General features: G+C 70.6%; 17 protein-coding genes. 10 read left to right on the top strand and 7 right to left on the bottom strand.

Annotation, left to right across the window (positions count from 1 at the left end; all coding sequences use genetic code 11):
- Positions 1-147: 147 nt before the first annotated feature.
- Complete coding sequence (ddaH, locus tag ACN9MP_RS16925; RefSeq protein WP_426322109.1) at positions 148-1,059, top strand: dimethylargininase; 912 nt, start codon at positions 148-150, stop codon at positions 1,057-1,059.
- Between the two features lie 12 nt (positions 1,060-1,071).
- Positions 1,072-2,298: an ornithine--oxo-acid transaminase gene (gene rocD, locus ACN9MP_RS16920; RefSeq protein ID WP_426322108.1), complete on the top strand. Its 1,227-nt coding sequence runs from the start codon at positions 1,072-1,074 to the stop codon at positions 2,296-2,298.
- Between the two features lie 180 nt (positions 2,299-2,478).
- On the opposite strand, the gene ACN9MP_RS16915 is transcribed toward rocD, so the two are convergent.
- Positions 2,479-4,080, bottom strand: coding sequence for a molybdopterin-dependent oxidoreductase (locus tag ACN9MP_RS16915; protein ID WP_426326090.1), 1,602 nt, complete (start codon positions 4,078-4,080; stop codon positions 2,479-2,481).
- A gap of 111 nt (positions 4,081-4,191) precedes the next feature.
- Here ACN9MP_RS16915 and ACN9MP_RS16910 point away from each other — a divergent pair, with 111 nt between their 5' ends.
- The 4 genes from ACN9MP_RS16910 to ACN9MP_RS16895 all read left to right on the top strand — a co-directional run bounded on the left by ACN9MP_RS16910 (position 4,192) and on the right by ACN9MP_RS16895 (position 8,572).
- On the top strand, positions 4,192-5,025 hold the full coding sequence (locus ACN9MP_RS16910) for a hypothetical protein (protein WP_426322106.1): 834 nt from the start codon (positions 4,192-4,194) through the stop codon (positions 5,023-5,025).
- A 93-nt stretch (positions 5,026-5,118) separates the two neighbouring features.
- Positions 5,119-6,804: a circularly permuted type 2 ATP-grasp protein gene (locus ACN9MP_RS16905; protein WP_426322104.1), complete on the top strand. Its 1,686-nt coding sequence runs from the start codon at positions 5,119-5,121 to the stop codon at positions 6,802-6,804.
- A complete protein-coding gene (locus ACN9MP_RS16900) occupies positions 6,798-7,730 on the top strand; it encodes an alpha-E domain-containing protein (protein ID WP_426322102.1) in 933 nt (310 codons plus the stop codon). The genes ACN9MP_RS16905 and ACN9MP_RS16900 overlap by 7 nt, the downstream gene beginning before the upstream one ends.
- Complete coding sequence (locus tag ACN9MP_RS16895) at positions 7,727-8,572, top strand: transglutaminase family protein (RefSeq protein WP_426322100.1); 846 nt, start codon at positions 7,727-7,729, stop codon at positions 8,570-8,572. The genes ACN9MP_RS16900 and ACN9MP_RS16895 overlap by 4 nt, the downstream gene beginning before the upstream one ends.
- Positions 8,573-8,703: 131 nt before the next feature.
- On the opposite strand, the gene ACN9MP_RS16890 is transcribed toward ACN9MP_RS16895, so the two are convergent.
- From ACN9MP_RS16890 to rhaI, 4 genes are all read right to left on the bottom strand, one after another.
- Positions 8,704-8,850 carry a hypothetical protein gene (locus ACN9MP_RS16890; protein WP_426322098.1) on the bottom strand — a complete coding sequence of 49 codons (147 nt, stop codon included), beginning with the start codon at positions 8,848-8,850 and terminating at the stop codon, positions 8,704-8,706.
- Between the two features lie 69 nt (positions 8,851-8,919).
- Complete coding sequence (locus ACN9MP_RS16885; RefSeq protein WP_426326089.1) at positions 8,920-10,284, bottom strand: rhamnulokinase; 1,365 nt, start codon at positions 10,282-10,284, stop codon at positions 8,920-8,922.
- A gap of 193 nt (positions 10,285-10,477) precedes the next feature.
- Positions 10,478-12,529 carry a bifunctional aldolase/short-chain dehydrogenase gene (locus ACN9MP_RS16880; protein WP_426322096.1) on the bottom strand — a complete coding sequence of 684 codons (2,052 nt, stop codon included), beginning with the start codon at positions 12,527-12,529 and terminating at the stop codon, positions 10,478-10,480.
- Between the two features lie 117 nt (positions 12,530-12,646).
- Positions 12,647-13,813: an L-rhamnose isomerase gene (rhaI, locus tag ACN9MP_RS16875; RefSeq protein WP_426326088.1), complete on the bottom strand. Its 1,167-nt coding sequence runs from the start codon at positions 13,811-13,813 to the stop codon at positions 12,647-12,649.
- 135 nt (positions 13,814-13,948) lie between these two features.
- On the opposite strand from rhaI, the gene ACN9MP_RS16870 reads away from it, so the two are divergent.
- Positions 13,949-14,956 carry a LacI family DNA-binding transcriptional regulator gene (locus ACN9MP_RS16870; RefSeq protein WP_426322094.1) on the top strand — a complete coding sequence of 336 codons (1,008 nt, stop codon included), beginning with the start codon at positions 13,949-13,951 and terminating at the stop codon, positions 14,954-14,956.
- A gap of 87 nt (positions 14,957-15,043) precedes the next feature.
- Here ACN9MP_RS16870 and ACN9MP_RS16865 read toward each other — a convergent pair whose 3' ends face one another.
- Together ACN9MP_RS16865 and ACN9MP_RS16860 are read right to left on the bottom strand one after the other, a co-directional pair.
- On the bottom strand, positions 15,044-16,393 hold the full coding sequence (locus tag ACN9MP_RS16865; protein ID WP_426326087.1) for an MFS transporter: 1,350 nt from the start codon (positions 16,391-16,393) through the stop codon (positions 15,044-15,046).
- Positions 16,394-16,398: 5 nt separating this feature from the next.
- On the bottom strand, positions 16,399-16,875 hold the full coding sequence (locus ACN9MP_RS16860; protein ID WP_426322092.1) for a MarR family winged helix-turn-helix transcriptional regulator: 477 nt from the start codon (positions 16,873-16,875) through the stop codon (positions 16,399-16,401).
- A 104-nt stretch (positions 16,876-16,979) separates the two neighbouring features.
- On the opposite strand from ACN9MP_RS16860, the gene ACN9MP_RS16855 reads away from it, so the two are divergent.
- The 3 genes from ACN9MP_RS16855 to ACN9MP_RS16845 all read left to right on the top strand — a co-directional run bounded on the left by ACN9MP_RS16855 (position 16,980) and on the right by ACN9MP_RS16845 (position 19,994).
- Positions 16,980-17,831 carry an alpha/beta hydrolase gene (locus tag ACN9MP_RS16855; RefSeq protein ID WP_426322090.1) on the top strand — a complete coding sequence of 284 codons (852 nt, stop codon included), beginning with the start codon at positions 16,980-16,982 and terminating at the stop codon, positions 17,829-17,831.
- Positions 17,832-17,901: 70 nt separating this feature from the next.
- A complete protein-coding gene (locus ACN9MP_RS16850) occupies positions 17,902-18,951 on the top strand; it encodes a lipoate--protein ligase family protein (RefSeq protein ID WP_426322088.1) in 1,050 nt (349 codons plus the stop codon).
- A complete protein-coding gene (locus ACN9MP_RS16845; RefSeq protein WP_426322087.1) occupies positions 18,930-19,994 on the top strand; it encodes a DNA-methyltransferase in 1,065 nt (354 codons plus the stop codon). Before ACN9MP_RS16850 ends, ACN9MP_RS16845 begins: the two co-directional genes overlap by 22 nt.
- Positions 19,995-20,068 lie beyond the last annotated feature (74 nt).

The following is a 20,068-nucleotide window of genomic DNA, read 5'->3' as shown; positions in this document are numbered from 1 at the left end:
CCGCGTGCGGTGTCGGCGACGGGGCTCGGGCATTCCGGGGGGACACGCGGCGTCCGTGAGACAATGGATGCGGCGTGCCCGGTTGACGGCTTCCTCAGCCCCGCCGGGCCTCTGGACAGCGTCCGCCGCGCCTCGTACAGGAGCATGATGTCCACGCAGAACACCGCGCCCGCCGCCACTTCGACAAGCTCAGTCACCGAAGAAGCCCACGGCTCCGCCCCCGAGGGCGGCCGCATCCAGCAGATCCGCCGTTACCTGATGTGCCGTCCCGAGCACTTCACGGTCAGCTACACGATCAACCCGTGGATGGTTCCGGCGAACCCGACCGACACCGCCCTCGCCGTCCGCCAGTGGCAGGCGCTCTACGACACGTACCTCGAGCTGGGTCACGAGGTGCACCTGATCGACCCGATCGAGGGTCTGCCCGACATGGTCTACACGGCCAACGGCGGCTTCGTCATCGACAACGTCGCGTACGGTGCGAAGTTCCGCTTCCAGGAGCGCGTGCCCGAGGGACCCGCGTTCATGGAGTGGTTCCGCGCCAACGGCTTCGAGGTCGCCGAGCCCGTCGAGGTCAACGAGGGCGAGGGCGACTTCCTGCTCGTGGGCGAGACGATCCTCGCGGGCACCGGCTTCCGCTCGACCGGCGACAGCCATCGCGAGCTCGCCGACGTGTTCGGCAAGGAGGTCGTCAGCCTCAGCCTCGTCGACCCGCGGTTCTACCACCTCGACACGGCGATCTCGGTGCTCGACCCGGTCGAGGGTCCCGGTGGCGTCGAGAAGGCGAACATCGCCTACCTGCCGGGCGCCTTCGACGCGCGCAGCCAGGCGATCCTCGCGGACCGCTACCCCGACGCGATCCGCGTCGCCGACGCCGACGGCGCCGTCTTCGGGCTGAACTCGGCCAGCGACGGCCGCAACGTGATCATCTCGCCGCGCGCGCGGGGCTTCGAGGCCCAGCTGCGCGAGCGCGGCTACAACCCCGTGCTCGTCGACCTTTCCGAGCTGCTGCTCGGCGGCGGCGGCATCAAGTGCTGCACGCTCGAGCTGCGGCGCTGAGACGAGGACACCATGTCGATCACCACCGCCTCCGTCGATGCGGCCATGAGCCGCATCATCGCCGCCGAAGCGGAGCACGTCGCCCACAACTACCACCCGCTTCCCGTCGTGATCGCCCGCGGCGAGGGGGCATGGGTGACGGATGTCGAGGGCAAGCGCTACCTCGACCTGCTCTCGGCCTACTCGGCCCTCAACTTCGGGCACCGGCATCCGGCCATCCTCGCCGCCGCACAGGAGCAGCTGAACCGTCTCACGCTCACGAGCCGCGCGTACCACAACGACCGCCTGGGGCCGTTCGCCGCCGCGCTGGCCGAGCTGTGCGGCAAGGACCTCGTGCTGCCGATGAACACCGGCGCCGAGGCCGTCGAGACCGGCATCAAGGTCGCCCGCGCGTGGGGCTACCGGGTGAAGGGCGTCACAGCTGACGCGGCGAAGATCATCGTCGCGCACGGCAACTTCCACGGGCGCACCACGACGATCGTCGGCTTCAGCGACGACCGGCAGGCGCGCGAGGACTTCGGCCCGTTCACCCCCGGCTTCGTCTCGGTGCCCTACGGCGATGCCGCGGTCATCGATGCCGCGATCACGGCCGACACCGTCGCCGTGCTGATCGAGCCGATCCAGGGCGAGGGGGGCGTGATCCTCCCGCCGGAGGGCTACCTGCGCAAGGTGCGCGAGATCTGCACCCGCAGGGGCGTGCTGCTGATCGCCGACGAGATCCAGTCGGGGCTCGGCCGCGTGGGCGAGACGTTCGCGTGCGACCGCGAAGGCGTCGTGCCCGACGTCTACCTGCTCGGCAAGGCGCTGGGTGGCGGCCTCCTTCCGGTGTCGGCCGTCGTGGCCGACCGCGACGTGCTGGGTGTCATCCGTCCCGGCGAGCACGGGTCGACGTTCGGCGGCAACCCGCTCGCGGCCGCGGTCGGGCTGCGGGTCGTCGAGATGCTCCGGACCGGCGAGTTCCAGGGGCGCGCGAAGCTCCTCGGCGAGCACCTCGAGGCAAAGCTCCAGGAGCTCGTGGGCCAGGGGGTCACCGGCGTGCGCATCGCGGGCCTGTGGGCGGGCATCGACATCGACCCGGCCGTCGGCACCGGTCGCGAGGTGGCCGAGCGGCTCATCGGCCGCGGCGTGCTCGTGAAGGACACCCACGGCCAGACCATCCGCATCGCCCCACCGCTGGTGGTGCGGGCGACCGAGCTCGACTGGGCGGTCGAGCAGCTGCGCGTGGTGCTCGCGGGCTGACCCGGTCGCACGTGCGTGGCGGCTCGCGCCGAGACGACAGGGTGGAGCCGCGTGGATCGTGTGCTCTCGCCGAGACGACACGATGCAGACGCGTGGCGTCTCGGCGAGAACCCCACGCAGAGGCGCGGATGGATGCCGGTAGCCGCCCCATCCGCCTCGCCGACGTCCGCCGAACCCGGCTCACGCGACGTCGACGTTGAGCTGCTGCCACCCTGTCGCGCCGTCCGGGGCCGGCCATCCGTCGGTCTCGGTCTGACGCTCGCCGAGGGCGTTGGTCGCGCGGCAGCGGATCGCGTGGGAGCCGCGTTCGGCCTTCCACGGGATCGACCACTGCACCCAGGTGTCGTCCGAGATGGCCGACGCGAGCGTCGCTTCGCGCCACGCCCCGCCGTCGACCTGCACCTCGACCTTCGCGATGCCGACGTGCTGCTGCCAGGCGACGCCCGCGATGGTGGTGTCGCCGGCGCTCAGTCCCTGGCCGCGCCGCGGCAGGTCGATGCGCGACTGCAGCTTGATGGGCCCCTTCGCCGACCACCCGCGGGTCGTCCAATATGCGGTGGCCTTGTCGAACCGCGTCACCTCGAGCTCGGTCACCCATTTGGTCGCCGAGACGTACCCGTAGAGCCCCGGCACGACCATGCGCACGGGGAAGCCGTGCTCGGCCGGCAGCGGCTCGTCGTTCATGCCGACCGCGAGGATCGCGTTCCGGGTGTCCTCCTGCAGCACCTCGAGGGGCGTGCTCGCCGTGAACCCGTCGATCGAGCGCGACAGCACCATGTCGGCGTCCGACGTCGGCCGCGCGCGCTCGAGCAGCAGGCGGATCGGGTAGCCGAGCCACTTCGCGTTGCCGACGAGGTCGCCCCCGACCGGGTTGGACACGCACGTCAGGGTCGTCCAGCTCTCTTCGAGGGGAAGGGCGAGCAGTTCGTCCCACCCGATCTCGACCTCGTTCTCGACCAGACCGTGGATGCGCAGACTCCACGTGCTCGGATCGATCTCGGGCACGACCAGCGCGGTGTCGATGCGGTAAAAGCTCGTGTTCGGAGTCACGACCGGCGGCATCCCGGTGAGGTCGAGCTGCGCGCCGGGGGGAACGGCCGGCGCTGAGACGGCCGGCGCGGGCAGCTTCAGCGCCTGCCGCACGGCGGTGACCGTCCGCGAGCCGGCCTGCATGGCGGTCCCGGCGATCGCGGCGATCACACCCACCGCCGTGGCGGCGCCGGCCCACACGAGGAAGCGGCGGCGCGACGGGCCGCCGTCGCCGGGCGCTGCGCGCGCGTCGTCGGCCGCAGGCGCGGGGGACGAGGCATCCGTCCCGCGTCGCGCGAGCTGCGTCAGCCGGCGCACCCCCGCCGCCGCGACGAGACCCGCCGCGAGGGAAGGCAGCCACGCGAGCCCGGTGGCGCCGGCCCGGGTCATCGCGAGCACCGCGACGACCGCGCCGAGTCCCGCGAACAGCGTGGCGCCGAACCACGGGCGGCGCAGCTCGAGAACGCCGATCCCCGCCGACGCGATCAGCAGCACGAGGGCGATCCCGATCAGCAGCGCGAGCTTGTCGGCCGTGCCGAACAGCGAGATCGCCGCATCCTTCGCCCAGGGCGGGGCGAGATCGATGAGGGTTCCGCCGACGACCGAGAAGGGGCTCGACGACGGCGCGACGAGCGCGGCGATGAGCTCCCCGAGCCCGACCCCGAGGACGACGGATGCCACGCCCGCGGCCGCGCCGGACAGCGCCGAGGCCTTCGATCCCGGCGGCGACTTGATTTGTGCCGGCGAACTGATCACGATCACAGGTTAAGACCGCCACTGGGCGCCGGTCACGGTGTCTGGGAAGATGCCGTACGAATCGCGTCTCGTCGACCTCGCCGGGCGCCTGCTCGAAGGAGAACGAGTGTGAAGACTTTCGCGCGCATCGCGGTCGGCATCGTCGCCGCCATCGCCCTGGCGACGGGGGCGGTCGCGGCCGCTGCCGCGGTCGGGAACCCGCCGCCGCCACCCCGCGACAGCACGCAGGCGCGGCAGGCGGGGCCGGATCAGTCGTCGGCGCTCGCGGCAGCATCGACGGGGGCGGGCTCGGAGCAGCTGTTCGTGCCCATCAGTCCCTGTCGCATCGTCGACACCCGGGCTGCCGGTGGCAAGCTCGCCGCCAGTGAGACGCGCAGCTTCTATGTCGGCGGTACGACGGGCTTCACGGGGCAGGGCGGAGCGAGCGCCGGCTGCGGAATTCCCGCGGGGGCGACGGGCGCATCGATCTCGCTCACCTCCACCCAGAGCGGAGGAGCCGGGCGGATCATCGCGTTCCCCGCGGGCATCGCCGCGCCGAACTCGACCATGCTGTCGTACACGAGCGCTTCCAACGTGACGTCCACGCCGACGGTCACCCTCAGGCCCGGTGCCGACCGCCACCTCAGCGTCAAGAACTACAGCACCACGACCCACCTGGTGATCGACGTGCTCGGCTACTACGTGAGCCAGATGTCGGCCGTCGTCGACCCCAGCGGAGGGATGTACGCCGGTTCGCGTGTCGTCGGGACGGGACGCATCGACGTCGGCCAGTACGCGGTCGAGTTCGACACCGACATCACGGACTGCTCAGGGGTCGGCAGTTCCGACGACACCGCGGTGACGGTCTCGGTGTACCCGTCGGAGAAGATCGCGTACCTCTACCTCTTCGACGCGAACGGCCAGCCGGTGGACGACTGGTCGGACCTGGTCGTGATCTGCTGACCCCTGCTCCGCGATGCGCTCGCGCGGGTCGTCCGCGTGAGCGCATCGCCGGGCGAAACACGAGCGCAACGAAGCCCGCATTAGGCTCTTCGCATGGGTGATCTGTTCGACGGCTACGGCTCCACGCTGACGCCGCGCAAGACGCCCTCGGGGGTTCCCGCGTTCGACGAGATGTTCGGGGGCCCGGCGCACCCCGGCGCCCCGGCCGAGTCCCGCCAGGCCTACCGAGAGCTCTACCAGGCGCTCGCGCAGATGACTCAGGAAGAGCTGCGCGGCCGCACCGATTCGCTCGCGAGTTCTTATCTCGCGCAGGGGGTGACCTTCGACTTCGCGGGCGAAGAGCGACCGTTCCCGCTCGACGCGGTGCCACGGGTCATCACATACGACGAGTGGTCGCGCATCGAGGCGGGCGTCAAGCAGCGGGTCAAGGCGCTCGAGGCCTTCCTCGACGACGCGTACGGGCACCAGTTCTGCGTGCGGGACGAGGTGCTGCCGGCCGGACTCATCGCGAGCTCGCAGTACTTCTACCGTCAGGCCGCAGGCATCCACTCCGCCAACGGCGTGCGCATCCAGGTGTCGGGCATCGACCTGATCCGCGACGAGCACGGCGAGATGCGTGTGCTCGAAGACAACGTGCGCGTCCCCTCGGGCGTCAGCTACGTGATCTCCAACCGCCGCGTCATGGCCCAGACCCTGCCGGAGCTGTTCGTCTCCATGCGGGTGCGCCCGGTCGGCGACTACCCGAACAAGCTGCTCGCCGCGCTGCGGGCCTCCGCCCCGGCGGGCATCGAGGATCCCAACGTGGTCGTCCTGACGCCGGGCGTCTACAACTCCGCGTACTTCGAGCACACCCTGCTCGCGCGCCTGATGGGCGTCGAGCTCGTCGAGGGCCGCGACCTCCTCTCCATCGGCGGCAAGGTGTTCATGCGCACCACGCGGGGCCCCAAGCGCGTCGACGTGATCTACCGCCGTGTCGACGACGACTTCCTCGACCCCCTGCAGTTCCGCGCCGACTCGATGCTCGGCGCGCCCGGTCTCATGCTCGCTGCGCGCCTGGGCAACGTGACGATCGCCAACGCGGTGGGCAACGGCGTGGCCGACGACAAGCTGCTCTACACGTACGTGCCCGAGCTCATCCGGTACTACCTCGCCGAGGAGCCGATCCTCAAGAACGTCGACACGTGGCGGCTCGAAGACCCGAATGCCCTCGAGGAGGTGCTCGACCGGCTCGACGAGCTCGTCGTGAAGCCTGTCGACGGCTCAGGCGGCAAGGGCCTGGTCGTGGGGCCCGACGCCTCTCCAGGTGAGCTCGAGAAGCTTCGGCAGCGTCTGCTCGCCGACCCCCGCGGCTGGATCGCGCAGCCGGTGGTGATGCTCTCGACCATCCCCACGCTCGTGGAGGATGGGATGCGCCCGCGCCACGCCGACCTCCGGCCGTTCGCGGTCAACGACGGCGAGGACGTGTGGGTGCTCCCCGGCGGACTCACCCGCGTCGCGCTCCCGGAGGGCCAGCTGGTCGTGAACTCCAGTCAGGGCGGCGGCTCCAAGGACACCTGGATCGTCGGCGGATCGGCCCCGGGGCACGTCGAGTACGGGCAGGGCCAGAGCGTCGCCGGGCTGGTCGCCGATCAGGCGGCGACGGTGACCGAGGCCATCCCGATCATCTACGACCCGCAGTCGGAGCCCGCTCACTCTCCACGCGATCCGGGACGCGGCAACCGCGAGCAGCAGGAGCAGCAGCAGCAGTCCGCCCAGCAGGATGAGGGTGCATCGTGCTGAGTCGCATCGCCGAAAGCCTGTTCTGGATCGGTCGCTACATCGAGCGCAGCGACGGCACCGCGCGCATCCTCGACGTGCACCTGCAGCTCCTCCTCGAGGATCCGTGGATCGACGAAGACACCGCGTGCCGCTCGCTCCTCAGCGTCATGGGGTCGATCGCGCCGGACGGCGTCGACCTGGTGCGCCGCGAGGACGTCCTCGCGCGGCTCGCCGTCGACCGCATGAACCCGTCGAGCATCGCCTACGCGCTCACCGCGGCCCGAGAGAACGCCCGCCGGGCCCGCGAGATCGTGTCGACCGAGCTGTGGGAGACCCTCAACACGACGAGCGCACGGATGCCGCGACGCCTGCAGAACGACCGGGTGCACGAGTTCTTCCAATGGGTGCGCGAACGCGCCGCGCTCGCCATCGGAATCGTCGACTCGTCCACGAGCCGGGACGAGGCCTGGCAGTTCTTCACGCTCGGGCGCAGCATCGAGCGCACGGACATGACGGCCCGGCTGCTGGCGACGCGCTCGCTGACAGAGGCATCCGGTCCGTCGTGGACGACCATCCTGCGCTCGTGCGGTGCCTACGAGGCGTATCTGCGCACCTATCGCGGAATGCCGAGCGCCCGCAACGCCGCGGAGTTCCTGCTGCTCGACCGGCTTTTCCCGCGGTCGATCATCTACTCGATCCAGCGCGCCGAGGAGTGCATGAGCGCCATCGACCCGCGTGCCGACCGTGTCGGCCACTCGAACACCGTCCTGCGGGCGCTCGGGCAGATCCGCAACGACCTGGAGTACCGGCCGATCTCCGAGATCCTCGGGGAGCTGCCTACGCAAATGGACCGCGTGCAGAAGGTCACGCGCGAGGCGTCCGAGGCCATCCGCGGCCGGTTCTTCCCGACGCAGGCCGAGCCCAGCTGGATCGGAGAGATCTCGTGAAACGTCTCCGCATCGAGCACCAGACCGGGTTCAGCTACCAGGGCGACGTGACCGCGTCGTACAACGAGGCCCGAATGCTGCCGGGCTCGACCGACAGCCAGTTCGTCCTGAACTCGTCGCTCGACATCGAGCCGTCGACATCCGTCAATCAGTACGTCGACTACTTCGGCACGCGGGTGGCGGCCTTCGACGTGCTGTCGCCCCACGCATCGCTCACCATCACGGCGCGCTCGCTCGTCGAGGTGCGCCCGCGTCCGCTCGAGCACGTGGACGTCACGTGGGAGGGCCTTGCCCGCGAGGCGAGCCGCTCGATCGAGACCGTCGAACAGCTGTCGCAGACCCGGCGCACCAAGCCGCATCCCGAGGTGGCGGAGCTCGCCCGTTCGATCGCGGCGGAGCACGACCATCCCGGCCGCGCCGCTCACGCGATCGCGGTCGCCATCGGTGACGCGGTGGAGTACATGCACGGCATCACCGGCGTGCACTCGACAGCCGGCGAGGCGTGGGAGGCGCGCAAGGGCGTCTGCCAGGACATGGCCCACATCGCTCTCGGTGCGCTGCGGGAGGTCGGCATCCCGGCGCGGTACGTCTCCGGCTACCTGCACCCGCGGCCGTCGGCCGAGGTCGGGGTCGCCGTGACCGGTGAGTCCCACGCGTGGATCGAGTGGTTCGCGGGCGAGTGGCAGGGCTTCGACCCGACCAACAACATCGAGATCGGCGACCGGCACGTGCTCGTCGGGCGCGGGCGCGACTACGGCGATGTGCCGCCGCTCCGCGGGGTGTACGCCGGGCCGTTCAAGAGCAACCTCCACGTCAAGGTGACGATCACGCGCGAGGCGTAGGAGGAGCCGCGGACCGGCCCCGCCACAGGATCGGAGATCGCCCCTCGGGCGGATGGTTTGGCGCGGAGGCGCCCGACTCGGGGGAGATCTCCGACGTTGTGGCGGATTCGCCGGGGTCAGGCAGGCCGCGGTCAGGCGGGAGGGTTGTCGGGATCCAGCGTCTCGAGGGTGGCCTCCTCGACCGGATTGTCAGCCTCGAGCTGCTCCTCGGTGGTCTCGTCGCCGCCGACCGGGTTGCCGCCTGCGGGGTTCTCGTCTTCGCTTCGCCGTTCGTCCATGCCGTCACGCTAGCGCCGGGCGGATGCGGCGGCCCGGGGCTTGACGAACGCCTGGAGCCCGGCCCTCGATCAGGCGCGCGGCTCGTAGCGTTCGGGGGAGACGGATGCCGCCACCGCCCGCCGCAGGACCTCGAGGGTCGCGCCGGGCCCGAACCAGCCGTGGGCGCGCGCCTGCACGAGCACGTTGCCGAGCGCCGTCGCCTCGACCGGACCGGCGAGCACCGGCAGCCCGGAACGGTCGGCCGTCGCCTGGCACAGGAGCCGGTTGAGGGATCCGCCCCCGACGATGTGGATCACGTCGATGTCGCGGCCGCTGAGCCGGGTTGCGGTGGCGACGGCACCGGCGAACGCCCGCGCGATGCTCTCGACGATCGTTCGCGCGAACGCCGCGCGCGTGGCGGGCACCGGAGCGCCCGCCTCGCGGAGCACGGCCGCGATGCGGGCGGGCATGTCGCCGGGGGCGGACAGGCGGGGGTCGCTCGCGTCGAACAGCGGGATGTCTCCGGAGACGGATGCCGCGGCATCCAGCAATCCGGCAAGGTCGATCGGCGCGCCGTCCTCGGCCTCCCAGGTGCGCACGGCTTCGCTCAGCAGCCACAGGCCGGTGACGTTGTGGAGGAAGCGCACGCGCCCGTCGACGCCGCCCTCGTTGGTGAAGTTCGCCGCGCGCGCCGCGTCGGTGAGGACGGGCTGGTCGAGCTCGACGCCGACGAGCCCCCACGTGCCGCAGGAGATGTACGCCGCATCCGGGGTGCTGAGCGGCACGGCGACCACGGCCGAGGCGGTGTCGTGCGAGCCGACCGCGATCACCTCCAGGGGTGCGCCGATGCGTTCGCGCGCCTCGCCGTGCAGGGTTCCGATCCGCTCGCCGGGATCGACGAGTCGGGGGAGCACGGATGCCGGGATCCCGAGCCGCGCGGCGAGCTCGAAGTCCCACTGGCCGGTGCGGACGTCGACCAGGCCGGTGGTGGAGGCGTTGGTGCGTTCGGCGCGCCGGGCTCCGGTGAGGAGGAACGCGACGAGGTCGGGGATGAGGAGCGAGACCTCCGCGTCGGGAAGGCGCCGCTCGACCGCGTACTGGTACAGCGTGTTGAACGGCAGGAACTGCAGGCCGTTGCGCCGGTAGAGCTCCTCGAACGGCGTCGCGGCGTGCACGATCTTGACGCCGCGAGCGGTGCGCTCGTCGCGGTAGTGGAACGGCTCGGCGAGCAGCTCGTCGCCGTGCACCAGGCCGTAGTCGACGGCCCACGAGTCGATGCCGACGCTGGCGATGTCCGGCTCCCGTCGCAGCGCTTCGGCGAGACCCTCCACGATGTGCCGGTACAGCGCCGTGAAGTCCCAGTGCAACGCGCCGTCGGCGCCGGGCACCGGACCGTTGGGGAACCGCGCGACCTGCTCGAGGCGCAGCATCCCGTCGTCCACGTAGCCGAGCATGACGCGGCCGCTCGTCGCCCCGAGGTCGACCGCCGCGACCACGCCGCCGGTCACGGAAGGCTCCCGGCGGCTGCGGGGGCGCCGGTTGACGGCTCTCGCCGAGACGACACGCTCCGCGCGTGGCGATCGGGTGCGCTCGGCGAGAGCACATGATCAGCGCGCTGAGCGGATGCGGCGAGCCGAGGCCGCGCCGTCATCGCAGGAATGCGGCGGCGACGCCGGAGTCGACCGGGATGTGGAGGCCCGTGGTGCGCGAGAGCTCGGGGCCCGTCAGCACGTACACGGCGTCGGCGACGTTCTCAGGCACGACCTCGCGCTTGAGGATGGTGCGCTGCGCGTAGAACTGGCCGAGGTCCTCCTCCTTCACGCCATAGGTGGCGGCGCGGTTGGCGCCCCAGCCGGAGGCGAAGATGCCCGAGCCGCGCACGACGCCGTCGGGATTGATGCCGTTCACGCGCACCCCGTGCACGCCGAGCTCGACCGCCAGCAGCCGCACCTGGTGCGCCTGGTCGGCCTTGGTCGCCGAGTACGCGATGTTGTTCGGACCGGCGAACACGGAGTTCTTCGACGAGATGTAGATCACGTCGCCGCCGAGCTGCTGCTCGATGAGGATCTTCGCGGCGGCCTTCGACACCAGGAACGACCCCTTGGCCATGACGTCGTGCTGCAGGTCCCAGTCCTTCTCGGTGGTCTCCAGCAGCGGCTTCGACAGCGACAGGCCGGCGTTGTTGACGACGAGGTCGACGCCGCCGAACGCGAGCACCGCCGCGTCGAACGCGGCCTGGATCTGGTCGGCGTCGGCGACGTTCGCGGCCACGCCGATGGCGACATCCGTGTTCCCGAGCTCGGCCGCAGCGGCCTGCGCCTTGTCGAGGTCGAGATCGGCGACGACCACGCACGCACCCTCGGCGGCCAGGCGGGTCGCGATGGCCTTGCCGATTCCGGATGCCGCGCCCGTGACCAGCGCGATACGGCCCTGGTGGGTCTTGGGCTTCGGCATCCGCTGCAGCTTGGCCTCTTCGAGGGCCCAGTACTCGATGCGGAACTTCTCGGCGTCGGAGATCGGCGTGTAGGTCGAGAGGGCCTCGGCGCCGCGCAACACGTTGATCGCGTTGACGTAGAACTCCCCGGCGACGCGGGCGGTCTGCTTGTTCGCGCCGTACGAGAACATGCCCACGCCGGGGATCAGCACGATGAGCGGGTCGGCGCCGCGGATCGCCGGCGACTCGGGGGTGGCGTGCGCGTCGTAGTAAGCCTGGTAGTCCGCGCGGTACTCCTGGTGCAGCTCCTGCAGGCGGGCGATCGTCTCCTCGATCGAGGCCGACACCGGGAGGTCGAGGAGGAGCGGCTTGACCTTGGTGCGCAGGAAGTGGTCGGGGCAGCTGGTGCCGAGGGCGGCCAGCTCCGGCGCCTTCTCCGAGGCGAGGAAGTCCAGCACCACGTCGGAGTCGGTGAAGTGACCGACCTGAGGCTTGTCGGTCGACGCGATGCCGCGGATCGTCGGGGCGAGGGCGGCGGCCTTGGTGCGGCGCTCGGTCGCGGGGAGCGCCTGGAAGCCCTGCCGAACTCCACCGAAAGGTTCGGCCTTGCCGTGCTTTTCGATGTATTCGGCGGCTTTGGCGATGATTTCCGTGGAGTTCTGCTCGGCCTCATCCGACGTGTCGCCCCAGGCGGTGATGCCGTGACCGCCGAGGATGCACCCGATCGCCTGCGGGTTGGCGGCCTTGATCGCGGCGATGTCGAGGCCGAGCTGGAAGCCGGGGCGGCGCCACGGCACCCACACGACACGCTGGTTACCGGCACCGTCGCCGAAGATCTTGGCGGTCAGCTCCTCACCGTCCGCGGCGGTCGCGATGGCGATGCCGGAGTCGGGGTGGAGGTGGTCCACGTGCGCCGCGTCGACGAGGCCGTGCATGGCGGTGTCGATCGACGGGGCGGCACCGCCTTTGCCGTGCAGGCAGTAGTCGAACGCGGCGACCATCTCGTCCTCGCGGTCGACGCCCGGGTAGACGTTCACGAGGGCGCGCATGCGGTCCAGGCGCAGCACCGCGAGGCCCTGCTCCGTCACCGTGCCGAGGTCGCCGCCCGAGCCCTTGACCCACAGCAGCTCGACGGGCTCGCCCGTGACCGGATCGGTCTCGGTGCCCTTCGCCGACGTGTTGCCGCCCGCGTAGTTGGTGTTCTCCGGGTCGGCGCCGAGGCGGTTCGACCGGGCGATCAGGTCGGTGACGGCCGGGTTTGTCATGTGACGTTCCTTCGTTCGATTGTTCGCCTGTCACGATGTGCCGGCTCTGGTGACCATTCGTGACAGGTCAGCGGAAGTGGGTTCGGCGAGCGGTCGAGGTCGAGGGGGAGAGAAGGGCTACGCGCCCCAGCCGGCCTGCGTGCCGCCGACGCGGTCCGCGGCGATCTGCTGCTGGTAGCCGGATGCCGCGTACGCGGTCATCGGGTCGGCGGCGAGTCCCCGCGACTGGCGCCACTCGGCCAGCGCCGGACGTACGTCGGTGTAGAAGGCATCCATGAAGACGGCGTTCGCGCCGAGCACGTCGTTGGCCTGCTGCGCGGCCGCGAGGGCGTCGCGGTCGACGAGCAGGGCGCGGGCGGTCATCTCCTGCACGTTGAGCACCGAGCGGATCTGGCCGGGGATCTTGTCCTCGACGTTGTGGCACTGGTCGAGCATGAACGCCACGTCGGGATTGTTCAGACCGCCGCCGCGCACCACCTCGAAGATGATCCGGAACAGCTGGAACGGGTCGGCCGCGCCCACGATGAGATCGTCGTCGGCGTAGAAGCGCGAGTTGAAGTCGAACGAGCCGAGCTTTCCGAGGCGCAGCAGCTGCATCACGATGAACTCGATGTTCGTGCCGGGCGCGTGGTGGCCGGTGTCGAGGCACACCATCGCCCGCTCGCCGAGCGAGGCGACCTGCGCGTACGAGGTGCCCCAGTCGGGAACGTCGGTGTGGTAGAACGCCGGCTCGAAGAACTTGTACTCCAGCACGAGGCGCTGCTCGCCGGAAAGGCGGTCGTAGATCTTCTGCAGCGAGTCCTGCAGCCGGTCCTGACGGGCACGCATGTCGGCCTGCCCCGGGTAGTTGGAGCCCTCGGCGAGCCAGATCTTCAGGTCGCGCGAGCCGGTGGCATCCATGATGTCGATGCATTCGAGGTGGTGGTCGATCGCCTTCTGACGGATGCGGTCGTCGTGGTGCGTGAGCGCGCCGAACTTGTAGTCCTCGTCCTGGAAGGTGTTCGAGTTGATGGTGCCGAGCTCGACGCCGAGGTCTTCCGCGTGACGGCGCAGGTCGTTGTAGTCGTCGACCTTGTCCCACGGGATGTGCAGGGCGACGCTCGGTGCGAGCTTCGTGTAGGCGTTGACCTGCGCGGCGTCGGCGATCTTCTCGTACGGGTCGCGCGGCGTGCCGGGCGTGCCGAACACGCGGAAGCGAGTACCCGAGTTGCCGAAGGCCCAGCTGGGCAGCTCGATGCCCTGGCCTTCGAGGGTGGTGAGGATGTCGGGTGACAGCGTCATGATGCGTTGCCTTCTTGGTGAAAGGGTCTGTCGGGGCGGACGATCTCGGACTGATGACGAGGATGAATCGTTCGGGATGAATCGTTTCAAAGCGTAACTCCTCGGTAGCGTTTCCTGCAAGGGGAACGGAGGACGACGATGGCGGTGAGCGTGCGGGACGTCGCGGCTGCGGCATCCGTCTCCGTCGGCACGGTGTCCAACGTGCTCAACCGTCCGGAGAAGGTGGCGCCCGCGACCGTCGAACGTGTCACCCAGGCGATCGAGAAGCTCGGCTTCGTGCGCAACGACGCGGCGCGCCAGCTGCGGGCCGGGCGCAGCCGCAGCATCGCACTGATCGTGCTGGATGCCGGCAACCCGTTCTTCGCCGAGGTCGCGCGCGGCGCCGAGGATCGCGCCGCCGAGTCGGGCATGAGCGTGCTGCTCGGAAACAGCGACGAGCGCCCCGAACGGGAGGACGCCTACCTGGACCTCTTCCGCGAGCAGCGCGTCAACGGCGTGCTCGTCACGCCGGTGGGTGGGGGCCTCGACAGGCTCGCCCGCCTGCAGGCGGGGGGAGTGCCGGTCGTGCTCGTCGACCACGAGGACGACGAGGGGCGATTCGGCTCGGTGTCGGTCGACGACGTCGAAGGCGGCCACCTCGCCGCGTCCCACCTCCTGTCGGCCGGGCGTCGGCGGATCGCCTTCATCGGAGGCCCGCGCACCATCCGCCAGGTCGCCGACCGTCTCGAGGGGGCGCGCCGCGCCGTGGCGGAGGTCGAGGGGGCGACGCTCGAGGTCGTCGAGATGTCCGCGCTGTCGGTGCTGCAGGGTCGCGAGGCCGGTGAACGTCTCCGCGCACGCCCGGCCGCCGAGCGGCCCGACGCCGTGTTCGCGGCCAACGACCTGCTCGCAGTGGGCGCGCTGCAGGCGTTCACCCTGATCGGCGACCTGCAGGTGCCCCGCGACATCGCCCTCGTCGGCTACGACGACATCGACTTCGCGTCGGCGACGGTGGTGCCGCTGAGCTCGATCCGCCAGCCGGCGCATCTCATCGGCTACACGGCCGTGGACCTGCTGCTGAAAGAGCTCGACCAGCCGGGCGGCGCGCACGAGCGGCGCGTGCGCTTCCAGCCCGAGCTCGTGGTGCGGGAGTCGACCGCCGGCTGAGCCCGCGCGGATTCCCGCGCGAGCGGGCGGAAAGCCGTACGCGAGCAGCGTCGCCGTTGCGCCGGCGCCACGCCGCGCGCAGGACGGTCAGCTGGCGCGGGCCCGGGCGCGGAGCTCGTCGTCGCCGTCGGGCAGGATGCGGATCGGGGTGGTGGCGGCGACCTCGTCGCTGAACTCCTCGGGCGCGACGATCGTGAGCGGGCGCGTCTCGTCGAGGGTGAGGCGGAACCGCTTGCGCTCGTGGCGGTGGAGGCGTCCCGACATCAGCAGCCACGTGCCGCCGATCGCGAAGGCGACGAAGGCGGCTGCGGCGCCTACGAGGATCGCCGCGCGAGGCCCGGACTCGGCAGCCACCCAGCCCACGATGGGCGCACCGATGGGCGTCCCGCCCATGAGGATCGCCATGTACAGCGCCAGCACGCGGCCGCGCAGGACGGGGTCGGTGGTCGTCTGCACGTAGCCGTTCGCCGTCGTCATCATCGTCACGACCGAGAAGCCCGTGAACATCAGGGTCACCGCGTAGAGCCAGTACGTCGGCATGAACGCCGACACCACAGCGGCGAGGCCGAACATCGCGGTGCCGATGATCAGCACGCGCAGTCGCGCGCGGTCGCGACGGGCCGCCATGAGGGCGCCTGCCACCGACCCGATGGCGAGGATCGAGCTCAGCAGGCCGAACCCGTCGGCCTCTTTGCCGAATTCGACGGCCATCGTCGACGCGAGGATCGGGAAGTTCATGCCGAAGGCGCCGATGAGGAACACCATCGCGAAGGTGACGATGAGATCGGGACGGCCCGCGACGTACCGGAAGCCGTCGGCGAGACGCGAGGACTGCGGCGCCTTCACGCGCGGGATGAGCTCACCGGTGCGGATGAGCACGAGCGCCGCGAGCATCGCGAGGAATGTGACGGCGTTGGCGACGAACACCCACCCGGTGCCGATCGCGACGATGACGACGCCGGCGACAGCCGGGCCGATCATGCGCGCGCCGTTGAACGACGCCGCGTTGAGGGCAACGGCGTTCGAGGCGTTCTCGCGGGCGACGAGGTCGGAGACGAACGCCTGGCGCGCGGGATTGTCGAAGGCGGCGACGACCCCGAGCGCGAAGGCGAACAGGTACATGATCGGGAGCGTCATCGCACCGGCGAAGATGAGCACGCCGATGGCGACGCCGAGCAGGAGCAGAAGGCTCTGCGTGACGAGCAGCAGCCGGCGGCGGTCGAATCGGTCGGCGACGAGTCCGGTGACGCCCACGAGGAGCAGCGGCGGGGCGAACTGCAGTGCCATGGTGACGCCCATGGCGGCGGCGTCGTTGTCGGTCAGCTCGGTGAGCACCACCCAGCTGATGGCGGTCGCCTGCATCCACGCGCCGATGTTCGACACGAGCGCGCCGATGAACCAGACGCGGTAGTTGAAGGCGGAGAAGGAGCGGAACATCGCGCTCATCGGGCGACCATCCGTTCCATGATCTGGGCGGCGGCGTCGAGCGTCGCCCGCTCGGCCGGAGTGAGCTCGGCCAAGGATGCCTCGACCCACGCATCGCGCCGGCGGGCGGTCTCCTCGACGACCGCCTCACCCTCGGGCGTCAGCGAGATCACCACCTTGCGGCCGTCGTTCTCGTCCGCGCCGCGCACGATGTAGCCCGAGTCCTGCAGGCAGTTGACCGTGCGGTTCATCGAGGGCGCCGAGACGCGTTCGCGCTCCGCGAGGTCGCCGAGCGTGTGCGGACCGTGCACCTTGAGAGCCGCGAGCACCGCGAACTGACCGTCGCTCATCGAATCGACCGCGCGCTGCGTGCGCATGCGGCGCGCGAGGCGGAACGTGGCGATGCGCAGCCGGGAGGCGGCAGGGGAGAGGTCGTGGTGGGCGCCGGCGTTCACACCGGGCTCTGTCGTCAAGGTCTCTTCGCTGCTCTTCATCCGGTTACTTAGCATAGCTCATTAGTTTTGCTAAAGAAAATCGGATGCCGTTTTCCCCGCGCTCGCGCCGGGTGCCGGCATCCGTCACCCATAGACTTCTGCGCATGCCCGAGTTCATCGACGCGCACGGCATCACGATCTTCTTCGACGTCCATCCGGCGAAGACCGAGCCGCGGGGAGTCGTGCAGCTGCTGCATGGCGTGGGCGAGCATGCGGGGCGCTACGTCGCGCTGATCGACGCGCTCGCCGCCGACGGCTACGCCGTGTGGGCCGCCGACCACCGGGGCCACGGCCGCACCGGCATGGAGCAGCACAAGGGCGACGTCGCACTCCTGGGACACCTCGGGCCCGGCGGGCTGAGGGCAGCGCTCGCCACGATGTGGCAGTTCACCGAGCAGATCCGCGCCGAGAACCCCGGGCTGCCGCTCGTGCTGCTCGGCCACTCCGGCGGGTCGGTGCTCGCGCAGATGCTCGTGAACGACCACCCCGACGCCTACGACGGGCTGATCCTCACCGGCACCGCCCTCCGCATGCCGGGGTCCATCCACACGCACGGCCTGAACAAGCCGTGGGCCGGTCCCGACGCCATGGGAACCGAGTGGCTCTCGAGCGACCTCACGGTGGGACGCGCCTTCCTCGACGACCCCCTCACGACCAGCGAGGATCCGATCAAGCTGATCGGCGTGCTCGACTCGCTGCGCCTGTACGGTCTGCCCCGCCGCAACCTCGGCCGCGACATCCCGACCCTCCTCATGGTCGGTCGTGACGACACCGTCGGCGGACCGCGCAGCGTGCACCGGCTCGCCGACGCCTACCGCACGCGGTCGGGGTTCACCGACGTGACGACGCTCGTCTACCCGGGTGCACGGCACGAGATCTTCAACGAGGTCATGCAGGCCGAGGTGCGCGCCGACCTGCTGGCGTGGCTCGACAAGCACATCCCGGTGCGAAGCTGACCTGATCTCCCGGAGCCGCGGGCGGCCGCCCGCACCCGCCGCACCCGCACCCGCCCAATAGGCTGAACGCATGCACGGCGAATACAAGGTGCCCGGGGGAAAGCTCGTGGTCGTCGACCTCGAGGAGCGCGACGGCCGCATCGCCGACTTCCGCCTCGCGGGCGACTTCTTCCTCGAGCCGGACGACGCGCTCGCCGACATCGACGCCGCCGTGAACGGGCTCCCGGTCGAGGCGGATGTCGCCGCGATCGCCGCCGCCGTGCGCTCGGCGCTGCCCGAGGGGGCGCAGTTGCTCGGCTTCACTCCCGAGGCCGTCGGCACCGCGGTTCGCCGGGCGCTCGTCACGGCCCCCGGCTGGCGCGACTTCGACTGGGAGATCGTGCACGACAAGCCTGTCTCACCGCGCATGAACCTCGCGCTCGACGAGGTGCTCACCGGCCGCGTGGGCGACGGGCGCCGACGCCCGACCCTGCGCATCTGGGAATGGGACGAGAACGCCGTCGTGATCGGCTCGTTCCAGTCGCTGCGCAACGAGGTCGACCCCGACGGGGCCGCGGCGCACGGGTACGACGTCGTGCGCCGCATCTCGGGCGGTGGTGCCATGCTCATGGGCGCCAACTCGATCGTCACGTACTCGCTGTACGTGCCGGCATCCCTCGTCCAGGGGCTCACGTTCGCAGACTCCTATGCCTTCCTCGACGACTGGGTGCTGCAGGCTCTGCGTGCGCTCGGCATCGAGGCCACCTACCAGCCGCTCAACGACATCGCGTCGCCGCAGGGCAAGATCGGAGGCGCCGCGCAGAAGCGCCTCGCCAACGGGGGAGTGCTGCACCACGCCACCCTCAGCTACGACATGGACGGCGAGGTGATGACCCAGGTGCTGCGCATCGGCCGCGAGAAGCTGAGCGACAAGGGCACCACCTCGGCCGCCAAGCGGGTCGACCCGCTGCGGCGCCAGACGGGCCTGCCGCGCGAGGCCATCATCGCCAAGCTGGAGGAGACCTTCGCGAACCTCTACGGCGCGGTTCCCGGAAGCATCACCGACGACGAGTACGCCGAGGCCGAAGCGCTCGTCGAGTCGAAGTTCGCGACCGACGCATGGCTCCGCCGCGTCCCGTGACCGACGGCGCGCCCGCCGCGCAGCCCGGCGAGTCCGACGGCGCAGGGTCCGGCGCAGGGTCGGTCGAGATCCACGCCGGCGACAACCTCGAGGTCATCCGCTCCTTCCCGGACGCCTCGTTCACCCTCATCTACCTCGATCCGCCCTTCAACACCGGCCGCACGCAGGAGCGGGCTCTCGAGACCGCGCGGTCGCGGCATCCCTCACCCGCCGCCGCCGTCGAGAGGCTCGCAACTCAGGCAGACCGCAAGCCCGCCCCGACGGAGACCCCGCAATCTCACGCCGCGGCACCGACCGCGGGCGGAGAGCGCCTGAGTTACGCGCAGGGTGGCGGCGGGATCGGCCCCGCCGGCGTCATCCGGCGCGGCTTCCACGGTCGTGAGTACCAGCGCATCCGCGGCGACCTGCGCGCGTACGACGACCGGTTCGACGACTACTGGGGCTTTCTCGAGCCGCGGCTGCTCGAAGCATGGCGGCTCCTCGCCGACGACGGCACCCTCTACCTCCATCTCGATTACCGCGAGGCGCACTACGCCAAGGTGCTGATGGATGCCCTCGTCGGCCGCGACAGGTTCCTCAACGAGCTCATCTGGGCCTACGACTACGGCGCAAAGACCCGTAAGCGCTGGCCGACCAAGCACGACACGATCCTCGTCTACGTGAAGAACCCGAAGGCGTACTGGTTCGATTCGGATGCCGTCGACCGCGAGCCCTACATGGCTCCGGGGCTCGTCACGCCCGAGAAGGCCGAGCGCGGCAAGCTCCCCACCGACGTCTGGTGGCACACCATCGTGCCGACGACCGGTCGCGAGAAGACCGGGTACCCGACGCAGAAGCCGGAGGGCATCCTCCGGCGCATCGTGCAGGCGTCGTCGCGCCCGGGCGATCGAGTTCTCGACTTCTTCGCGGGAAGCGGCACCACCGGCGCGGTCGCCTCGGCGCTCGGCCGCGACGCCGTGCTGGTGGACCACAACCCCGAGGCGATCGCGGTGATGAGGGAACGGATGCCGCACGCCCGCGTCCTCCCCGACCCCGGGGCGTGAGCGCCGCTAATACGCCTTCCCCGACGCGCCGACAAGCCTGCGTCACGCCGAGCCGGGGCATCCGTCACCCGCTC

The organism is Microbacterium sp. E-13 (genome assembly GCF_049912955.1).
In the GTDB taxonomy this organism is placed as follows: Bacteria; Actinomycetota; Actinomycetes; order Actinomycetales; family Microbacteriaceae; genus Microbacterium.
The sequence above is the reverse complement of the archived record's forward strand: the minus strand, read 5'-3'. Positions and strand labels throughout refer to the sequence as shown.

Coding starts and splice junctions, on each gene's coding strand:
- ACN9MP_RS16865 (WP_426326087.1), bottom strand. CDS start 16,393: ATGTTCCGCTCCTTCTCCGCCTTCAACTACCGCGTCTGGTTCATCGGC.
- ACN9MP_RS16905 (WP_426322104.1), top strand. CDS start 5,119: ATGGGTGATCTGTTCGACGGCTACGGCTCCACGCTGACGCCGCGCAAG.
- ACN9MP_RS16890 (WP_426322098.1), bottom strand. CDS start 8,850: ATGGACGAACGGCGAAGCGAAGACGAGAACCCCGCAGGCGGCAACCCG.
- ACN9MP_RS16860 (WP_426322092.1), bottom strand. CDS start 16,875: ATGAAGAGCAGCGAAGAGACCTTGACGACAGAGCCCGGTGTGAACGCC.
- ACN9MP_RS16885 (WP_426326089.1), bottom strand. CDS start 10,284: ATGCTCGGCTACGTGGACGACGGGATGCTGCGCCTCGAGCAGGTCGCG.
- ACN9MP_RS16850 (WP_426322088.1), top strand. CDS start 17,902: ATGCACGGCGAATACAAGGTGCCCGGGGGAAAGCTCGTGGTCGTCGAC.
- rocD (WP_426322108.1), top strand. CDS start 1,072: ATGTCGATCACCACCGCCTCCGTCGATGCGGCCATGAGCCGCATCATC.
- ACN9MP_RS16855 (WP_426322090.1), top strand. CDS start 16,980: ATGCCCGAGTTCATCGACGCGCACGGCATCACGATCTTCTTCGACGTC.
- ACN9MP_RS16880 (WP_426322096.1), bottom strand. CDS start 12,529: ATGACAAACCCGGCCGTCACCGACCTGATCGCCCGGTCGAACCGCCTC.
- ACN9MP_RS16870 (WP_426322094.1), top strand. CDS start 13,949: ATGGCGGTGAGCGTGCGGGACGTCGCGGCTGCGGCATCCGTCTCCGTC.
- ddaH (WP_426322109.1), top strand. CDS start 148: ATGTCCACGCAGAACACCGCGCCCGCCGCCACTTCGACAAGCTCAGTC.
- ACN9MP_RS16845 (WP_426322087.1), top strand. CDS start 18,930: ATGGCTCCGCCGCGTCCCGTGACCGACGGCGCGCCCGCCGCGCAGCCC.